The following is a 16,464-nucleotide window of genomic DNA, read 5'->3' on the forward strand; positions in this document are numbered from 1 at the left end:
CATTGTCAACATGATGTTGAGGCGGTGCGGGGCCGGCAGGCCCGACCACGAGAGACGACGGAGGTGGGTGGTGCCCCTCACGGTCCCGCTGGACGACGCGACACCGGCACACGGCGGCAAGGCCGCCGCCCTGGGTGCGCTGCGACGCGCCGGCCTGCCCGTCCCGGACGGGTTCGTCGTGCCCGCCGGTATCGCCCACGCCGACCTGCCGGACGCCGTCGCCGCCGGGACGGCGGCCCTCGCGGCCCGGGTCGATGTCCCGGCGGACGCGCCCGTCGCGGTGCGGTCGTCGGCTGCGGACGAGGACGGCGCGCACGCGTCGGCGGCGGGCCAGTACGACTCAGTGCTCGGCGTGGCCGCCGTGGAGCGCGTCGTCGACGCGGTCGCGGCCTGTCGCGCCTCGGCCACCGGACCGCGGGCCACGGCCTACCGGGCCGCGACGGCGGGCGACCCGGGGCGGTCCGACGTGTCCGTGATCGTGCAGCGCATGGTCGATGCCCGGGCGGCGGGCGTGCTGTTCACGGGCGACGGGCGCACCGTCGTCGAGGCGTCGTGGGGGCTGGGCGAGAGCGTGGTGCAGGGCGCCGTGGACCCCGACCGGTGGACCGTCATGCTCGGTCCTGTCGACGGCGGCCGCGTCGTCGAGCGCGTGACCGGGTCCAAGCGCACCCGGGTCGACCTCTCCCCCGGCGGTCCCACCACCCGCGACGTCCCGGCGTCGGACCGCGACCGCCCCTGCCTCGACGACGAGACCGTGCTGCGCCTCGCCGGCCTCGGCGCGACGGTGGCCGCCCTGCGAGGCGGGCCGCAGGACGTGGAGTGGGCGGTGGACGACGCCGGCACGATCTGGCTCCTGCAGGCCCGCCCGGTCACCGCCGCCCTCCCCTCGCCCGAGCGTTGTGAGCGCGATTTCGGGGACAATTCACGGCCGAATAGTCCCCGAAATCGCGCTCACAACACCTCGGTGGTCGCGCTGCGGGGCACGGGGGCGAGCGGTGGCCGGGCGAGCGGACCGGCGCGGGTGGTGCACGGGCCGGACGACTTCGGCACCGTCCGCCCCGGCGACGTGCTGGTGTGCCGCGAGACCGACCCGGCGTGGACTCCGCTGTTCGGCGTGGTGGCCGCCGTCGTCACGGAGACGGGCGGGCTGCTCTCCCACGCGGCGATCGTCGCGCGGGAGCTGGGCCTGCCCGCGGTGCTCGGGGTCCCTGATGCGACGGCCGTCCTGCGTGACGCCGGGAGGGTCACCGTCGACGGCGACGCCGGCGACGTCCGACCGGCCTGACCTGGACACGGGCTGGACGGCCCGTGGACGGCGGCGCCCGGTCGTGGAACCATCCGGACATGACGACGACGGCTCCACCGCGCGTCGACCACTCCGTCGGGCCGTTCACGGCGGACCGCCCTGCGGCGCCCTGGGGTCTACGCGTCCTCGCGACGCTGCTCGACTCCTCGATCGTGGCGTCCGTGGCCTTCCTCGCCGCCGGGGCGAGCCCGTCGCTCGCGACGCTGCCCGGCCTGGGCAACCCCGACGGGACGGACGGCGGGGCCTGGACGGCGGGCACGCTGGTCGTGCTCGCCGTCCTCCAGGCGTACACGGGCATGACGCCGGGCAAGCGGGTGGCGGGGATCTCGGTGGTCGACGACCGCTCGGGCACGCCGATCGGGCTGCCCGGCACTGTCCTGCGCTGGTTCGCGCACCTCCTCGACGCGCTCCTGCTGATCGGCTACCTGCGCGCCGCCTTCCATCGCGAGGGCCGCACGTTCGCGGACTCGCTGCTCGGCACCGTCGCCGTCCGCACCACCACGCCCGAGGCGCACCCGCTCGTCGCCCGGCTCCGCCGCGCCCGCGACGCGGGGGCGCCCTGGCTGCGCTGGCCCCGGCGCGTCACCGGCGCCGTGGCCCTGGTGGTCTGCGCCGCTGCCGCGGCGGCGAGCCTCACCCCCGGCAGCGGCGGCGGCACCACGATGGCGGCCTCCGAGCCCGCGTGCGACATCAGCGACCCCACCGCGCCGTACCTGGCGCAGGTGGGCGCCTCGTTCAGCGAGAGGGGCGAGAGCCGGCTCGGGATCTGGCGGCTGTCCGAGCGGGGCTGGACCACGGTCGTCGCCTGGTCGAGCGCCCCCGCAGGCACGGACGGGCACGAGCCCCTGCCGGACGGCGCCACGGCCACGCTCGTGCTCCGCTCGCCGGAGGGCGGGGAGGTACGGACCGGGGAGACCGTCTCCGATCCGTTCGGCCCCGACGGACCGTGGTGGTCGATGCCCGGCGACGAGCCCGCGTCCGCCTCCCTCGAGACGGCGGAGGACCCGGCCGGATGGACCGTGCGGTCGGCCCTCGTCGACGCCGGCGGCGTGACGGTCGCCGAGTGCTCGGGCACGGTCCCACCGGTCGACCGGTCCTCGCGGCCGTGGGTCACGCCGCCGTTCTCCGACTGACGGGCCTCAGGGCCGGAACGTCGTCTGCCCGTGCGGCGCCTTGGCGAAGGCGATCACCTTGGCCGGCACGACGCGGTAGACGAGCGCGCGCTGGCCGTGCGGGTCGAACGACTCGTCGTCGTTCTCGAAGTCCCAGGCGTCGCCGTACTTGGCGCGGAAGGCGTCGGCGAGCCGGCGCAGCTCGGGCCCGCCGGTCGCGCGCACGACGACGCCCTCGACGACGACGTCGAGGCCGGAGTCCCATGCCGGGGACGCGATCGTCACCGCCGCGTGCGGGCCGTGCGCGAGGTTGCGGGCCTTCTGCTCGTCGGGGCCGGTGCAGAAGACGAAGCCGTCGTCGACCCACAGCCCGACGAGCGGGGTGACGTGCGGGCGCCCGTCGGCGCGCACGGTGACGAGCTGGTAGCCGGTGGCCGCCGTGAGCGCGGCGTCCACCTCCTCCCAGGGCGTGGGCGCGGTGGCCTCGCTGAAGCGGGCGTCGAGAGTGCCGGTGGTGGTCATGACAGGGCAGACCCGCCGGGCCGACGGAACTCGTCGGCCCGGCGGGTCCAGGATGCGTCGGCGGCCGGTCAGGTTCCGGCGAGCATCGCGAGACGCTCCCAGGAGCGGTGCATCCCGAGCGCGTCGCGCAGGGTCGGCGCCAGGGCGGCCCCGGGGTCGCCGAGCGTCACGCCGGGCGCGCCGTCCGGCATCCCGGCGGCCACGAGGACGTCCCGCCCGGTGCCGACGGCGGCGATCGCCTTGCCGTGCCGGAACGCCTCCTGCAGCAGGACGACGACCCGCGGGTCGGTCCCCGCGGGCGTGCCCGCCGTGCCGTCGGCGACGACGACCGCGTCGTACTCGACCGATCGCGTCGTGAGCAGGGTCCGCTGCACGGTCTCCCGCGCGGACCCCGACACGACCTCGCCGCCGTGCGCGGCCACCACCCGGACGACGACGCCCTCCTCGCCGAGGGCCGACCGCAGCTCGCCCACGACGCCGAGGTCGCCGCCGTCCGCCACGACCACCCCGACGACGCGGCCGTCGACGCGGCCGGGCTCCGAGGGCCGCTGGGACAGGGCGGGTGACGGCTCCACGTCGGCAGGCTCGGGAGCCTCGGGGGGCTCGAGGCCGAGGCCGACCGCGACGCGGCGCGAGAGGTCGTCGTCGACGTGGGCGAGGCTGGCGAGCATGCGGGCACGGACCTCGTCGGAGGCGCACTTGCCCAGCTCGAACGTGTACGCCTCGACCTCGTGCGCCTGCTCGACGGGCGAGAGCGACAGCCAGAACAGGCGGGCCTGGGTGAAGTGGTCGGCGAACGACACCGGGTTCTCCCGGACCTTGGTGCCCTCCACGGGCGTGGGCACGGTGGCGAACCCGTCCTCGGGCGACGCCACCGGCCGGTCGTCGTCGATCCCGTTCGGCTTGTAGGCGACGACGCCGGAGTGCACGGCCGTCTGGTGCATGCCGTCGCGGAGCATGTCGTTCACCGGGGCGTGCGGGCGGTTGATCGGCAGCTGCGCGAAGTTGGGGCCGCCGAGCCGCGTGAGCTGGGTGTCCAGGTAGGAGAACAGCCGGCCCTGCATGAGCGGGTCGTTGGTGACGTGGATGCCCGGCACCAGGTGGTCGACGTGGAACGCGACCTGCTCGGTCTCGGCGAAGAAGTTCGTGGGGTTGGCGTGCAGCGTCATGACGCCGACGCGCTGCACGGGGCACAGCTCCTCGGGCACGATCTTGGTCGGGTCGAGCAGGTCGATCCCCTCGAACGTCTCGTCCGGGGTGTCGGGCATGACCTGCAGGCCCAGCTCCCACTGCGGGAACACCCCGGCGTCGATCGCGTCCGCCAGGTCCCGGCGGTGGAAGTCGGGGTCGGCGCCCTGGGTGATCTGCGCCTCCTCCCACACCTGCGAGTGCACCCCCAGCACCGGCTTCCAGTGGAACTTCACCAGCGACGTCGACCCGTCCGCCGCCTGGAGGCGGAACGTGTGCACGCCGAAGCCCTCCATCGTGCGGTAGCTGCGCGGGATCCCCCGGTCGGACATCGCCCACATGGCCATGTGGGTGGACTCGGTGTGCGAGGAGATGAAGTCCCAGAACGTGTCGTGCGCGCTCTGCGCCTGCGGGATCTCCCGGTCCGGGTGCGGCTTGCCCGCGTGGATGATGTCCGGGAACTTCACGGCGTCCTGGATGAAGAACACCGGCATGTTGTTGCCCACCAGGTCGAAGACGCCCTCGTCGGTGTAGAACTTCGTGGCGAAGCCGCGCACGTCGCGCACGGTGTCGGCCGACCCGCGGGACCCGAGCACGGTCGAGAAGCGGACGAAGACGTCCGTCTCACGGTCGGCCTCCGCGAGGAACGCCGCCCGGGTGACGCTCGCCGCGTTGCCGTAGGCACGGAACGTGCCGTGCGCGCCGGCTCCCCGGGCGTGCACCACCCGCTCCGGGATCCGCTCGTGGTCGAAGTGCGTGATCTTCTCGCGGAAGTGGTGGTCCTCCATCAGCAGCGGGCCGCGCGGGCCCGCCGTGAGCGAGTGGTCGGTGTCGTCGACCCGGAGTCCCTGCGCCGTCGTCAGCCGGTCGCCCGCCTGGGCGCGCGGGTCGGGGCCACCGCCGGCCTCGCCGGCCTCACCGCCCGGGTGGAACGGGCAGCCGGTCGGTCCGCGCCGCGCGGGCGCGGCGGTACGAGGTGCGGGCGCACCCGGCACGACGCCGCCGGGGACGGGCTGGTGCGCATCGTTCGAGGTGCCGTTCGCGGTCATCGGGAGTCTCCTCCACAGGTCGGGAACACGGTCGCGCCCCTTCACGGGCCGGCGTCCCCCCACCCTCGGGCAGGCCCCCGTTGCTCGCAGCAGCGGTGCCGCAGCGTGCCGTTCCCCGCTACTTGATCGCGCCCATCGACAGGCCGCGCACGAGCTGCTTCTGCGCGATCCACCCCGCGAGGATCACGGGCAGCGACGCCAGCAGGGCCGCCGCGCACAGACGGGCGAGGAACAGGCCCTCGCTCGTCATCGTCGAGACGATGAAGATCGGCACGGTGGCGGCGCGCGACGCCGTGAGGTTGAGCGCGAAGAAGAACTCGTTCCACGCGAAGATCACGCAGATCAGGGCCGTCGCGGCGATGCCCGGCGCCACCATGGGGATGAGCACCGAGCGCAGCGTCTTCATCAGCCCCGCGCCGTCGACGGCGGCGGCCTCCAGCACCTCGGCGGGGATCTCCTGGAAGAACGACCGCATCATCCACACCGCGATCGGCAGGTTCATCGCCGTGTACAGGACGACGAGGGTCCAGATGTTGTCGAGCACCTTGAGCTGCCCGGCGATGACGTAGATCGGCACGATGACGGCCACGACCGGCAGCATCTTCGTGGAGATGAAGAAGAACAGGACGTCACTGACCTTCTCCACCGGCCGGATCGACAGCGCGTACGCGGCGGGGATGCCCAGTAGCAGCACCAGCACGGTCGAGACGCCGGTGGCGATCGCCGAGTTCGCGACGTACGACCCGGACTCGCCGATCACCGCACGGAACTGGTCGAGCGTGGGGCTGAAGAACCACGTGGGCGGGTCGGACGACGCCTGGTTCTCCTGCTTGAAGGCCGTCATCGCCATCCACAGGACGGGGAAGAAGAACCCGAGAGCGAGGATCCACGTCAGCGTGGTGAGCAGGCCCCCGGCGACGCTGCTCCGGCCGGAGCGGCGCGCGGCGGCGGACGGAGCGGCAGACGTGCGCGGAGCCGTGGTGGTGGCGGTCATGCTCACTCCTTGACGTCGAAGCTGCGGAAGATGAGCCGCAGCGCGGCGGAGGCGACGATGATGGTGGCGATGACGACGACGACGCCCATCGCGGCGGCCTGCCCGACGTCGAAGCCGAGGAAAGCCCGCTGGTAGATGTAGAAGGGCAGGTTGGCGCTCGCCGTCCCGGGACCGCCGGCGGTCATGAGGTAGATCTGGTCGAACGTGTTGACCACGTAGATGATCCCGAGCAGCACGCCCAGCTCGATGTACCGGCGCAGCTGCGGCAGCGTGATCGACCCGAAGGTGCGCCACCAGCCGGCGCCGTCCATCGCCGCGGCCTCCAGCACGTCCTTCGGCTGGGCCTGGAGCCCGGCGAGCACGAGCAGCATCATGAACGGCGTCCACTGCCACACCAGGGCCATGAGGATCGCGACGATCGGGTACGTCGAGGTCCAGTCGACGGGGTCGATGCCCACCAGCCCGAGCGTCCAGTTGAACAGCCCGTACGTGGGGTTGAGCATCGCCATCGACCACAGCACGGAGCTGGCCACCGGCATGATGAGGAACGGCGTGATGAGCAGCGTGCGGGCCACCCCGCGGCCTCGGAACGGCCGGTCGAGCAGGATCGCGAGCACGATGCCCAGCACCATCGCGACGAGCACGCAGCCGAGGGTGATGACCACCGAGTTGACCGCCGTCTGGCGGAACACGGAGTCGCGCGCGATGTCGAGATAGTTCGACAGCCCCACGAAGATGTCGGACTCGGGGCGCAGCAGGTTCCGCGAGTGCAGCGAGTACCAGATCGTCACGAGGAACGGGATCTGCGTGACGACGATCGTGAAGATCAGCGCCGGCAGCAGCGGTCCGCGGCGGCGCCACCGCTCGGCGCGCGAGTACTGGTGCTTGTCCGCGCGGGCGGCGCGCTGGGCCTGGGCACGCCGGAGGTTGCCGGCCTGCGCGGTGACGGCGGTCATGGCTTTCCTCCGGCCTCGCTGTCGGGTGCGCTGTCGGATGCGCTGTCGGGTGCGGCGTCCTGCTGGTCGCGGTACGTCTGGGCGACGGTGTCCGCGTACCGCTGGGACTGCTCGAGGGCGTCGGCCACGGACTTCTGGCCCGCGATGGCGGCGGACATCTGCTGCCCCACCCGGGTGCCGAGGTCCTGGAACTCGGGGATGCCGACGAACTGGATGCCCGGGTAGGGCACCGGCGCCACCATCGTCGCGTCCTGCGTCGCCTCGCTCATCGCGGAGAGGGTCGCGTCGGCGTAGGCCTCGGAGACCTCCGCGTACTCGGGGATCTCGTACGTGGACAGCCGGCTGCCGGGCGGCACCCGCTCCCACGACAGCCGGTCCCCCACGAGCCTGATGTAGTCCTTGTCCGTCATCCAGGAGACGAAGTCCCAGGCGGCGTCCTTGTGCTCGCTGGTGGACGGGATCGCCAGCGACCAGGAGTACAGCCAGCCCGCCGCGTCGGTCTCGTCGACCGGCGCCGGCGCGTACCCGGTCTTGCCGGCGACGGTCGACGACGCCGGGTCCTCGATCGAGGAGACCATCGACGTCGCGTCGTACCACATGGCCGCCTGGCCCTGCGCGAAGCGGGTGAGGCAGTCACCGAACCCGGACGTCGCGGCTCCCGGCTGCCCGTACTGCTGCACGGTGTCGACGTACGTCTCGACGGCCTCGCGCACCTCGGGCGAGTCGAGGCGGGCGTTCCAGCCCTCGTCGAACCACTGCCCGCCGTACGTGTTCATCACGGTGGACATCGGCGCCATGACCTCGCCCCACCCGGCCAGGCCGCGCAGGCAGATGCCGGCGAAGTCCTCGGCGGGATCGTCCAGCTCGGCGGCCAGCTCGCGGACGTCGTCCCAGGTGGGGCGCTCCGGCATGGTCAGCCCGGCCTCCTCGAAGAGGTCCTCGCGGTAGGCGAGGAACGACGACTCGCCGTAGAACGGCACCGAGTAGAGGTCGCCGTCCACCGACAGCGCCTCGCGCACGCTGGGCACGAAGTCGTCGGGGTCGTAGCCCTCCGTGGCGTCCGCGTACGGCTGCAGGTTCTCGATCCAGCCGTTCTCGGCCCACATCGGCGTCTCGTAGTTGGAGATCATCACGACGTCGAACTCCCCGCCGCCCGTGGCGACGGACGCCGTGATCTTGGCGCGGGCCTCGTTCTCCGGCAGCGACACGAAGCGCACGTCGATGCCGGGGTGCTCCTTGCGGAACTCGTCCTGCAGCGAGATCGCATCCTGCATCTGCGGGTTCGAGACGATCGCGACGACGATCTGCTCCCCGTCTCCGCCGCCGACGGCGCCCGCTCCCGCACAGGCGGCCAGGGAGAGCCCGAGGACGGCGGCGCCGCCCGCGGAGGCGAGCCGCCGGGTTCGTGGTCGGAACATCGCTGTCCTCACGTCGGTGGGTCGGTTCGATCGGTGGAGCTCCACGAGCACCGGCGCGCACAGATGAGATGCGGCGCTGCGCTCATCTGTCTGGACAGTAGTTCGTTATGCTCAGGTGAGCAAGAGCCACCCGCTCAGAGTGGCGCGGACCAGGGCTTCGCCAAGCCTCGACCAGCAAGGGTGGTCCCGTGACCGACGCCGATCACGCCCGGCTCCTCGTGGAGGTCAGCCGCGACTACTACCTCGACAACCGCTCCAAGGTGGACATCGCGTCCGCCCGCGGCATCTCCCGGTTCCAGGTGGCCCGGCTGCTCGCCGAGGCGCGCGAGACCGGCGTCGTGCGGATCGAGATCTCCCCGCCCGCCCACCTCGACACCGATCGGTCGCGGCGCCTGGCCGACCGGCTCGGCGCGCGCGAGGTGGTGATCGCCGGGTCGGGGGGCTCGCCCGCCGCGACGCGCGAGTCGGTCGCGCGCGCCCTCGCCGCCGTCGTGGCCGCCCACGTGCGCGAGGGCGCCACCCTCGGCGTCTCCTGGTCCCGCACCATCGAGCTGGCCGTGCGGCACCTCGACCCCCTGCCGGCGTGCGACGTCGTCCAGCTCGTCGGGGCGCTGCCCGTCGACGGCTCCGGGGACTCGCTCGACATGATCCAGGCCTTCCGCCGGATGCCCGCGGTGCGCACCTGGCCCGTGTGGTCCCCGCTGCTGGTCGCCGACCCCGGCACCGCCGCCGGCATGCGCCGCCAGCCCGAGATCGCCGCCGCCCTCGACCGGGCCGACGGCCTCGACGTCGCCGTCGTCGCGGTCGGCGCCTGGACCCCCTCGGGGTCCACCGTGTTCCCCCAGGTCACCGGGGACGAGCGCCGGGCCGCCACCGCCGCAGGGACGGTCGCCGAGTGCTCGGGGAGGCTCTTCGACGCGGACGGCCGCCGCGTCGTCACGCCGCTGGACGCCCGGGTGGTGGGCGTGACCTTCGACCAGCTCGTCCGCACGCCCGAGGTCGTCACCGCGGGCTACGGGCGTGAGGCCGCCGCGGGCCTGCGCGCCGCCGTCGCGGGCGGGATCGCCACGACGGTCGTGTGCGACGAGGCCGCGGCGAGCGCCCTCGAGGAGCTGGTCGGGGAACCGGTCGAGGAGCCGCCGCGGTAGACCGCCTTGCGGGCATCCCCGGTCGCGTCGAGCCTGGTGGTGACCCTGGCGGCCCCCCCGCCGTCGAGCCCGAGGAGGTTCCCGTGACGGAGACCCACGACGCCCGCACCGAGCCGGCACCCGACGACCCGCGCAAGCCTCAGTCCCCGCCGGACCTGAAGAAGCCGTCGTGGAAGCTCGCGTCCAAGGGGGCCGTCCGGGAGTTCATGGACGACCAGTGCACCGACCTGGCCGCCGGCCTGACCTACTACGCGGTCCTCGCGGCCGCCCCCGCCCTGCTGGCGCTGGTGTCCCTGCTCGGCTTCGTCGGCGACGCCGAGAAGGCGATCGACTCGATCCTGAACACGGTCAGCGGCTTCCTGCCGGAGGAGACGCTCAGCATCGTCGAACCCCTGGTGGAGAACCTCGTGGGATCCACGGGCGCGGGGCTCGCGCTCGTCGTCGGCCTCGTCGTCGCGCTGTGGTCGGCCTCCGGGTACGTGACGGCGTTCGGCCGGGCGATGAACCGCGTGTACGAGGTCGAGGAGGGGCGCCCGATCTGGAAGCTCCGCCCGCTGCTGCTGCTCGTGACGCTCGTCGTCGTGGTGCTCGCCGCCGTCATCGTGGCGTCCCTCGTGCTGTCCGGTCCGGTGGCGCGCTCCATCGGCGAGGCGATCGGGCTGGGCGACGTGGCGCTCACGGTGTGGAACATCGCCAAGTGGCCCGTCGCGCTCCTGCTCGTCGTGGTGGTCGTCGCGCTGCTGTACCACCTGACGCCGAACGTGAAGCAGCCGAAGTTCCGCTGGATCAGCGTGGGCGCGCTGGTCGCGATCGTCGCGTGGGTGATCGCGTCGGCGGCGTTCGGCTTCTACGTGGCGAACTTCGGCAGCTACGGCTCCTACGGGATGCTCGGCACGGTCATCGTGTTCCTGCTGTGGCTGTGGATCACCAACCTGGCGCTCCTGTTCGGCGCCGAGCTCGACGCCGAGCTGGAGCGCAGCCGTGAGCTGCAGGGCGGGATCGCGGCCGAGGAGTCCATCCAGCTGCCACCCCGCGACACCAGGGCCAGCGACAAGAAGGCCGGCAAGCGGCGCGACGCCGTCGCGGAGGCCCGCAAGATCCGGGAGACAGCGGCCCGCGACGACGCGTGAGGGTCAGCCGCCGGCGACGAGGCGCTCCACCGTCGCCCGCGCGCCCAGCGTGTGCAGCGAGTCCAGGGCGGCGGAGTACGCCTCGACGAACCGCGGCTCCGCGGCCAGGTCGCCGAACAGCTCCTCGTCCCGGACGAAGGCGAGCGGGTCCTGCCGGTTGCGGGCGGCGGCGGCCTTGAGCCGGTCCGCGAGCCGGTCGACGATCTCGATGGGCTCGCCCTGCTCGTCCACGGCCTCGTCGTACCGCGCCCAGGCCGCGACCACGGCGGCCGAGCGGTGCACCTCGCCGCCGGAGGCGAGGTTCGCCCGGACGACCGGGACCAACCACTTCGGGATGCGGTCCGACGACTCGGCGCACAGGCGGGCGAGCGTGTCGCGCACGTGCGGGTTGGCGAACCGCTCGATCAGCGTGGCCTGGTACTCCTCGAGGTCCACGCCCGGCACCGGCCGCAGCGTCGGGGCGCCCTCGCGCGCCATGTAGTCGCGCAGGAACGCCGTGAACGTCTCGTCCGCGCAGACCTCGTGCGCGTACCGGTACCCGGCCAGGTAGCCGAGGTAGCACAGCGCCTGGTGGCTGGCGTTGAGCAGGCGCAGCTTCATCAGCTCGTAGGGCTCGACGTCGTCCACGAGCTGCGCCCCGACGTCCTCCCACGCCGGGCGGCCGACGGCGAACCGGTCCTCGACCACCCACTGCGTGAACGGCTCCGCGACGACCGGCCACGCGTCATCGACCCCGAACCGCTCGGCGACCATGGCGCGGTCGTCCTGGGTGGTGACGGGCGTGATGCGGTCGACCATCGAGTTGGGGAACGGGACCTGCTCCTCGATCCATGCCGCGAGCCCGGGGTCCTTGAGCCGGGCGAACGCGGCGAACATGCGGTGCGCGACGTCGCCGTTGCCCTGGATGTTGTCGCAGCTCTGCACGGTGAACGGCGGGACGCCGCGGTCGCGACGACGGCGCAGCGCCTCGGTGACCAGCCCGAACGTCGTGGCGGGCACGGCCCCGGGCTCGAGGTCGGCCCGCACGGCCGGGTCGTCGGCGTCGAACTCCCCCGTCACCGGGTTGACGTTGTACCCGCCCTCGGTGACGGTCAGCGACACGATGCGGATCTCGGGCGACGCCATCCGCTCCAGCACCGCCTCGGGGTCGTCCGGGGCGAGCAGGAACTCGACGATCGAGCCGATCACCCGGCCCTCGAGCGTGCCGTCCGGGTGCTTGAGGACCAGCGTGTACAGGCCGTCCTGCGAGGTGAGCGCGTCGCGCATGCGCGCGTCGTGGGGCAGCACGCCGACCCCGCAGATCGCCCAGTCGAACGCCTCGCCGGCGTTCATCAGCCGGTCCAGGTACATCGCCTGGTGCGCACGGTGGAAGCCGCCCACCCCGAGATGCACGATGCCGGCGCGCAGGCGGCTGCGGTCGTAGGTCGGCACGGCCAGGTCGAGCTCGCGGCCGGTCAGGGTCGCCACGGTCTCGTCGCTGAGTGCGGTCATGGTGCGTCCTCGCTCCCGTCGGGGTCCGACTCACCGTACCAAAGCGACGACAGATGAGCGGATCACGCGCCGCAGATGAGCGCGTGGGATCGACCGGGTGAGACCGAGTACCAGAACTGTGACTCCGGCGTGACACGGAGGCTCTACGGTGTGCCCATGAACCAGCCCGTCGTGACCCAGGTCACGCCTCGCCCCGGCGCCGCCGAACGCCTGTCGCGCCTGATCCAGCTGCCCACCGTCTCCGCCGAGCTCGAGACCCGCGGGCTCGGCCCGTTCCGGGAGCTCGTCGCGCTGCTGCCCGAGCTCTACCCGCTCGTGCACGAGCACCTGGAGCTCGAGCGGCACGGCGACCTCGGCCTCGTCTACCGGTGGCGCGGACGGGCGGAGGCCCCGGACGGGCCGCTCGTGCTGATGGCGCACTTCGACGTCGTCCCGGTCGACGAGTCGGACGACTGGACCTACCCGCCGTTCGAGGGGCGGATCGCCGACGGCTGGGTGCACGGGCGAGGCGCCCTGGACGACAAGGGACCCCTGGTCGTCGTGCTCGAGGCCGTCGAGAACCTGCTGGCCTCCGGCTTCGTCCCGGCCCGCGACGTCTACCTGTCGTTCGGGGGCAACGAGGAGTCCCACGGCGCCGCGGCCGCCGCGATCGCCGCGACCTTCCGCGAGCGCGGCATCGTCCCCTGGATGGTGGTGGACGAGGGCGGCGCCGTGGTCGACTCCCCGCTGCCGTTCGTGCCCGGCACGGCCGCGATGGTCGGCGTCGGCGAGAAGGGCGTGATGAACCTGCGGCTCAAGGCGCGCGGCGACGGCGGCCACGCCTCCATGCCGCCCACGACGACGGCGGTGCGCCGGGTCGCGCGCGCGGTCGACCGGATCGGCCCGCGCACGTTCCCCGCCCGCACCCCCCGCGCCATCACGCAGATGCTGCGCATCTTCGCCGGGCGGGCGCAGGGGCCCGCCCGGGCGGCGCTGAACGCCATGGCCGCGGTCCCGGCCGCGACGGCCCAGGCCTTCGTCGCCCGGGGAGGCGAGACCGCGGCGCTCGTGCGCACCACCGTCGCGCCGACGATGCTCTCCGGCGGCACGGCCGCGAACGTCCTGCCGTCGCAGGCGTCCGCCACGGTGAACCTGCGCATCGCCCTCGGCGAGACCGTCGCCTCGACCGTCGAGCGGCTGCGCCGCCGCATCGACGACCCGCTGGTCGAGATCGAGGTCATCGAGTCCAGCGAGCCGTCGCCCGAGTCCCCCACCGACGACGCGCGGTTCGGTCTCCTCGCCGAGGCCGTCGGCGTCTCGCACCCGGACGCGCTCACCGTGCCGTACGTGGTCATGGCCGCCACCGACTCCCGGTACTTCCACGAGTTCTCGCCCGCCGTCTACCGGTTCGCCCCGCTCGCCATGTCGACGGCGCAGCGCAAGTCCATCCACGGCGTCGACGAGCGGGTGGAGATCAGCGAGCTCGGGCGCGGGGAGCTGTTCCACCGCACGCTGCTGGAGCGTCTCCCGTGAGCCTCCTGCGCCGCCCCGTCCCGCCGGCGGGCCCGGGCGCGCGAGCCGCCGGGGTCGCGGGCGGGACGCTGGCGACCGTCGTCGGCTTCCTCGCGTTCGTCGAGCTCACCAGCGGCGTCATCCAGGGCTACTACACGCCCATGCTCACCGACATCGCCCGCCACCTCGGCGTGCACGACGCCGACGTGAACTGGCTCGAGGGCACCCAGCTCATGGTCTCGGCGCTCGTCGTCCCGGTGCTGGCCAAGCTCGGCGACATGGTCGGCCACCGGCGCATGCTGCTCGTCTCGTCGGGCGTCACCGCCGTCGCGACGCTCGCCCTGCCCTTCATGCCGTCCTTCGGCCTGTTCCTCACGGCGTGGGCGATCCAGGGCTTCTACTCGGCGTGGCTGCCGCTGGAGATCGCCCTCGTGTGGAGCCGTTCGCGCGGGCTGCCGAACAGCGCCGCGCTCACCGCGCAGGCGGCGGGCATCCTCGTGGCCGCGCTGGAGATCGGCGCCATCACCGGCGCCCTCACCGGCGGCGCGCTCGTCGACGCCCTGCCGCTGCAGGTCGTGCTGCTCGTGCCCGGCGTGCTCGTCGCGGCCTGCTTCGTCGTCGTCTGGTTCGGCGTCGCGGAGACCCCGGAGCCCACGGGCGGGCGCCTCGACCTGCGGGGCCTGGTGCTGCTGTCCCTCGCGCTGCTGGCCTTCACCGGCGGCCTCAGCATGCTGCGGCTCAACGGGGTCGGGTCGGCGTTCGCGTGGGCCGTCGTCGCCCTCGGCCTGCTGCTCCTGTGGCCTTTCGCGCGCTGGGAGCTGCGCCAGACCGACCCGCTCGTCGACGTGCGGATGTTCCGCTCCCCGGCCCTCGGCCCGGTGTTCCTCACCGCAGGCCTGTTCGGGGTGTCCGTGCTCGGTGCCCAGGCGCCGCTGTCGACGTTCGCCCGGACCGACCCGACCGTGCACGGCTACGGCCTCGGCACGACGGGCTTCCAGACGTCGCTGCTCATCGGCATCTACCTGGTCGCGATGATCGTCGGGGCGCTGACCTTCCCCCGGGTCGCGCGTGTCGTGACGCCCCGCATCACGCTCGTGGGCGCGGCCGGGTGCGTCGGCGCCGGCTTCCTGCTGTTCCTGCCGTTCCACGGCACCTACCTGCAGGTCGCGGTGAACATGGTGGTCGTGGGTATCGGCTCCGGGGCGCTGATCGCGGCGCTGCCGTCGGCCGCCGCCGCGGCCGCCCCGCCCACGCAGACCGGTGTCGCCACCGGTCTCACCAACTCGGTGAAGACGCTCGGCGGCGCGGTCGCGTCGTGCGTCTTCGGCATCGCGCTGCTGGGCACGGCGGGGGCCAACGCCGCGGGAGCCGCCGAGAGCACGGCGGGCTCGTTCGCCGGCTACCTCACCGTGTGGGTGGTGTGCGGCGCGACGGCGCTGGTCGCCGCGGCGCTCCTGCTCGTCGTGCCGAAGCAGGCGTTCACCGACCGGGCGGCCCACCCGGTCTGACGGGCTCGGGCACCTCGACGGGCGCGCGGGAGTCGACCATCCGCGCGCCCGTCAGCACGCACGACAGGCCCCGCCGGTCGGGGGTGACGACCACGCCGACCAGGGCGGCGAGCATGACGACGCCCTGGAGGGTGCCGGCCCAGGCGTTCGACGCGTCACCGGGAGGCACGGCCTCGACGATCCCGAGGGCCCCGTACAGGCCCAGCAGCACGTACCCGCGGGCCAGGCGCCGCACGAGCGACCCGCGCACCAGCCGGCCCGCGCCGTCGGGCCAGCGTGGCTCCAGCCACACGGCACGCTGCCCCAGCGACGCGCCCGACCCGCGCCACGGCGGCACGCCGAGCACCAGGACGGTCGGCAGCACCGTGCCGAGCAGCACGTCCGCCCAGGTGACGGTGGCCGGCAGGTCCCGCCCGGTCACCGCCAGCCCCACGCGGTAGGCGAGCTGGAGCGCCGCCCCGAGCACCGTGACCGCGGCGAGGTCCGTGACCATCCCCAGGAGCCGCCGCCAGGCGCTCACCGGGCGGGGCTCCAGCCGCGCGGCCGCGAGCTCGCGGGACTGGGGCATCCAGCGCAGCACCACCGGCGCGACCAGCGCGCCGAGCAGCCCGCCGAGGGTGTTGGCGAGCACGTCGTCGACGTCGGCCACGCGGTACGAGCACGGGATGAGGCCGAGCACGCCGGTGTACTGCACGGTCTCGACACCGATCGACGCCACGCACGCGCTCAGGGTGGACGCGAGCACCCCCCACCCGAGGTACCGGCGGGCGAGCACGCCCCACGGCACGAAGAGCAGCACGTTGAACGCGACCTGGAGCACGGCCACGCTGCGCAGCGTGGCGAGCGTCCCCAGCCCCGCCGTGTCCCGGCGGATGTCGTCCCACGAGTGCCCGGGCACCAGCTCGGCACCGGCCACCCCGTGCTCGGCGCACCACTGGGTGAGGTCGCCCGAGGGCAGCGGCAGCAGCGTGTAGGCAAGCAGCGTCACCACGTACACCGCGAGCGCCGCCGCGCCGAGCACCCGCCGGGCGTCGAGCCGCCCGTACCGGCGCTGCTGCACCAGCAGCACGGGGACCAGCACCGCGACGAAGGCGGCCACCCCGAAGCCGACGCCGATCACGGCCGGCCACGTCCATCGATCGATCACGCCG

At 73.6% G+C, this 16,464-nt stretch carries 13 protein-coding genes; 6 read left to right on the top strand and 7 right to left on the bottom strand.

The window, feature by feature from the left end; translation table 11 throughout:
* Nucleotides 1-70 precede the first annotated feature (70 nt).
* Complete coding sequence (locus ACH436_RS13760) at nucleotides 71-1,285, top strand: PEP/pyruvate-binding domain-containing protein (protein ID WP_430560757.1); 1,215 nt, start codon at nucleotides 71-73, stop codon at nucleotides 1,283-1,285.
* A 59-nt stretch (nucleotides 1,286-1,344) separates the two neighbouring features.
* Nucleotides 1,345-2,439 carry an RDD family protein gene (locus tag ACH436_RS13765; RefSeq protein ID WP_430560758.1) on the top strand — a complete coding sequence of 365 codons (1,095 nt, stop codon included), beginning with the start codon at nucleotides 1,345-1,347 and terminating at the stop codon, nucleotides 2,437-2,439.
* A gap of 6 nt (nucleotides 2,440-2,445) precedes the next feature.
* Here the strand turns inward: ACH436_RS13765 and ACH436_RS13770 are convergent, their stop codons facing one another.
* The 5 genes from ACH436_RS13770 to ACH436_RS13790 form a co-directional block, all read right to left on the bottom strand.
* The gene (locus ACH436_RS13770) at nucleotides 2,446-2,940 is read right to left on the bottom strand and encodes a pyridoxamine 5'-phosphate oxidase family protein (RefSeq protein ID WP_430560759.1); all 495 of its coding nucleotides are present in this window, start codon (nucleotides 2,938-2,940) and stop codon (nucleotides 2,446-2,448) included.
* A gap of 68 nt (nucleotides 2,941-3,008) precedes the next feature.
* Nucleotides 3,009-5,177 (bottom strand): catalase, encoded by a 2,169-nt coding sequence (locus tag ACH436_RS13775; RefSeq protein ID WP_430560760.1) that lies wholly within the window; start codon nucleotides 5,175-5,177, stop codon nucleotides 3,009-3,011.
* 118 nt (nucleotides 5,178-5,295) lie between these two features.
* Nucleotides 5,296-6,171 (bottom strand): carbohydrate ABC transporter permease, encoded by an 876-nt coding sequence (locus ACH436_RS13780; RefSeq protein ID WP_430560761.1) that lies wholly within the window; start codon nucleotides 6,169-6,171, stop codon nucleotides 5,296-5,298.
* 2 nt (nucleotides 6,172-6,173) lie between these two features.
* Entirely contained in the window at nucleotides 6,174-7,127 is a 954-nt protein-coding gene (locus tag ACH436_RS13785) for a carbohydrate ABC transporter permease (RefSeq protein WP_430560762.1), read from the bottom strand.
* Complete coding sequence (locus ACH436_RS13790) at nucleotides 7,124-8,545, bottom strand: ABC transporter substrate-binding protein (protein WP_430560763.1); 1,422 nt, start codon at nucleotides 8,543-8,545, stop codon at nucleotides 7,124-7,126. The genes ACH436_RS13785 and ACH436_RS13790 overlap by 4 nt, the downstream gene beginning before the upstream one ends.
* 188 nt (nucleotides 8,546-8,733) lie before the next feature.
* On the opposite strand from ACH436_RS13790, the gene ACH436_RS13795 reads away from it, so the two are divergent.
* Together ACH436_RS13795 and ACH436_RS13800 are read left to right on the top strand one after the other, a co-directional pair.
* Entirely contained in the window at nucleotides 8,734-9,693 is a 960-nt protein-coding gene (locus ACH436_RS13795; protein ID WP_430560764.1) for a sugar-binding transcriptional regulator, read from the top strand.
* An 83-nt stretch (nucleotides 9,694-9,776) separates the two neighbouring features.
* The gene (locus ACH436_RS13800) at nucleotides 9,777-10,823 is read left to right on the top strand and encodes a YihY/virulence factor BrkB family protein (RefSeq protein ID WP_430560765.1); all 1,047 of its coding nucleotides are present in this window, start codon (nucleotides 9,777-9,779) and stop codon (nucleotides 10,821-10,823) included.
* Between the two features lie 3 nt (nucleotides 10,824-10,826).
* Here the strand turns inward: ACH436_RS13800 and ACH436_RS13805 are convergent, their stop codons facing one another.
* Nucleotides 10,827-12,314: a mannitol dehydrogenase family protein gene (locus ACH436_RS13805; RefSeq protein ID WP_430560766.1), complete on the bottom strand. Its 1,488-nt coding sequence runs from the start codon at nucleotides 12,312-12,314 to the stop codon at nucleotides 10,827-10,829.
* 156 nt (nucleotides 12,315-12,470) lie between these two features.
* Here ACH436_RS13805 and ACH436_RS13810 point away from each other — a divergent pair, with 156 nt between their 5' ends.
* Together ACH436_RS13810 and ACH436_RS13815 are read left to right on the top strand one after the other, a co-directional pair.
* Nucleotides 12,471-13,826: a M20/M25/M40 family metallo-hydrolase gene (locus ACH436_RS13810; RefSeq protein WP_430560767.1), complete on the top strand. Its 1,356-nt coding sequence runs from the start codon at nucleotides 12,471-12,473 to the stop codon at nucleotides 13,824-13,826.
* 5 nt (nucleotides 13,827-13,831) lie between these two features.
* The gene (locus ACH436_RS13815; RefSeq protein ID WP_430561026.1) at nucleotides 13,832-15,313 is read left to right on the top strand and encodes an MFS transporter; all 1,482 of its coding nucleotides are present in this window, start codon (nucleotides 13,832-13,834) and stop codon (nucleotides 15,311-15,313) included.
* On the opposite strand, the gene ACH436_RS13820 is transcribed toward ACH436_RS13815, so the two are convergent.
* A complete protein-coding gene (locus ACH436_RS13820) occupies nucleotides 15,285-16,460 on the bottom strand; it encodes a VanZ family protein (protein WP_430560768.1) in 1,176 nt (391 codons plus the stop codon). The genes ACH436_RS13815 and ACH436_RS13820 overlap by 29 nt on opposite strands.
* Nucleotides 16,461-16,464 lie beyond the last annotated feature (4 nt).

Origin of the sequence: Isoptericola sp. NPDC019693 (genome assembly GCF_044389085.1) — a bacterium.
GTDB lineage: Bacteria > Actinomycetota > Actinomycetes > Actinomycetales > Cellulomonadaceae > Isoptericola.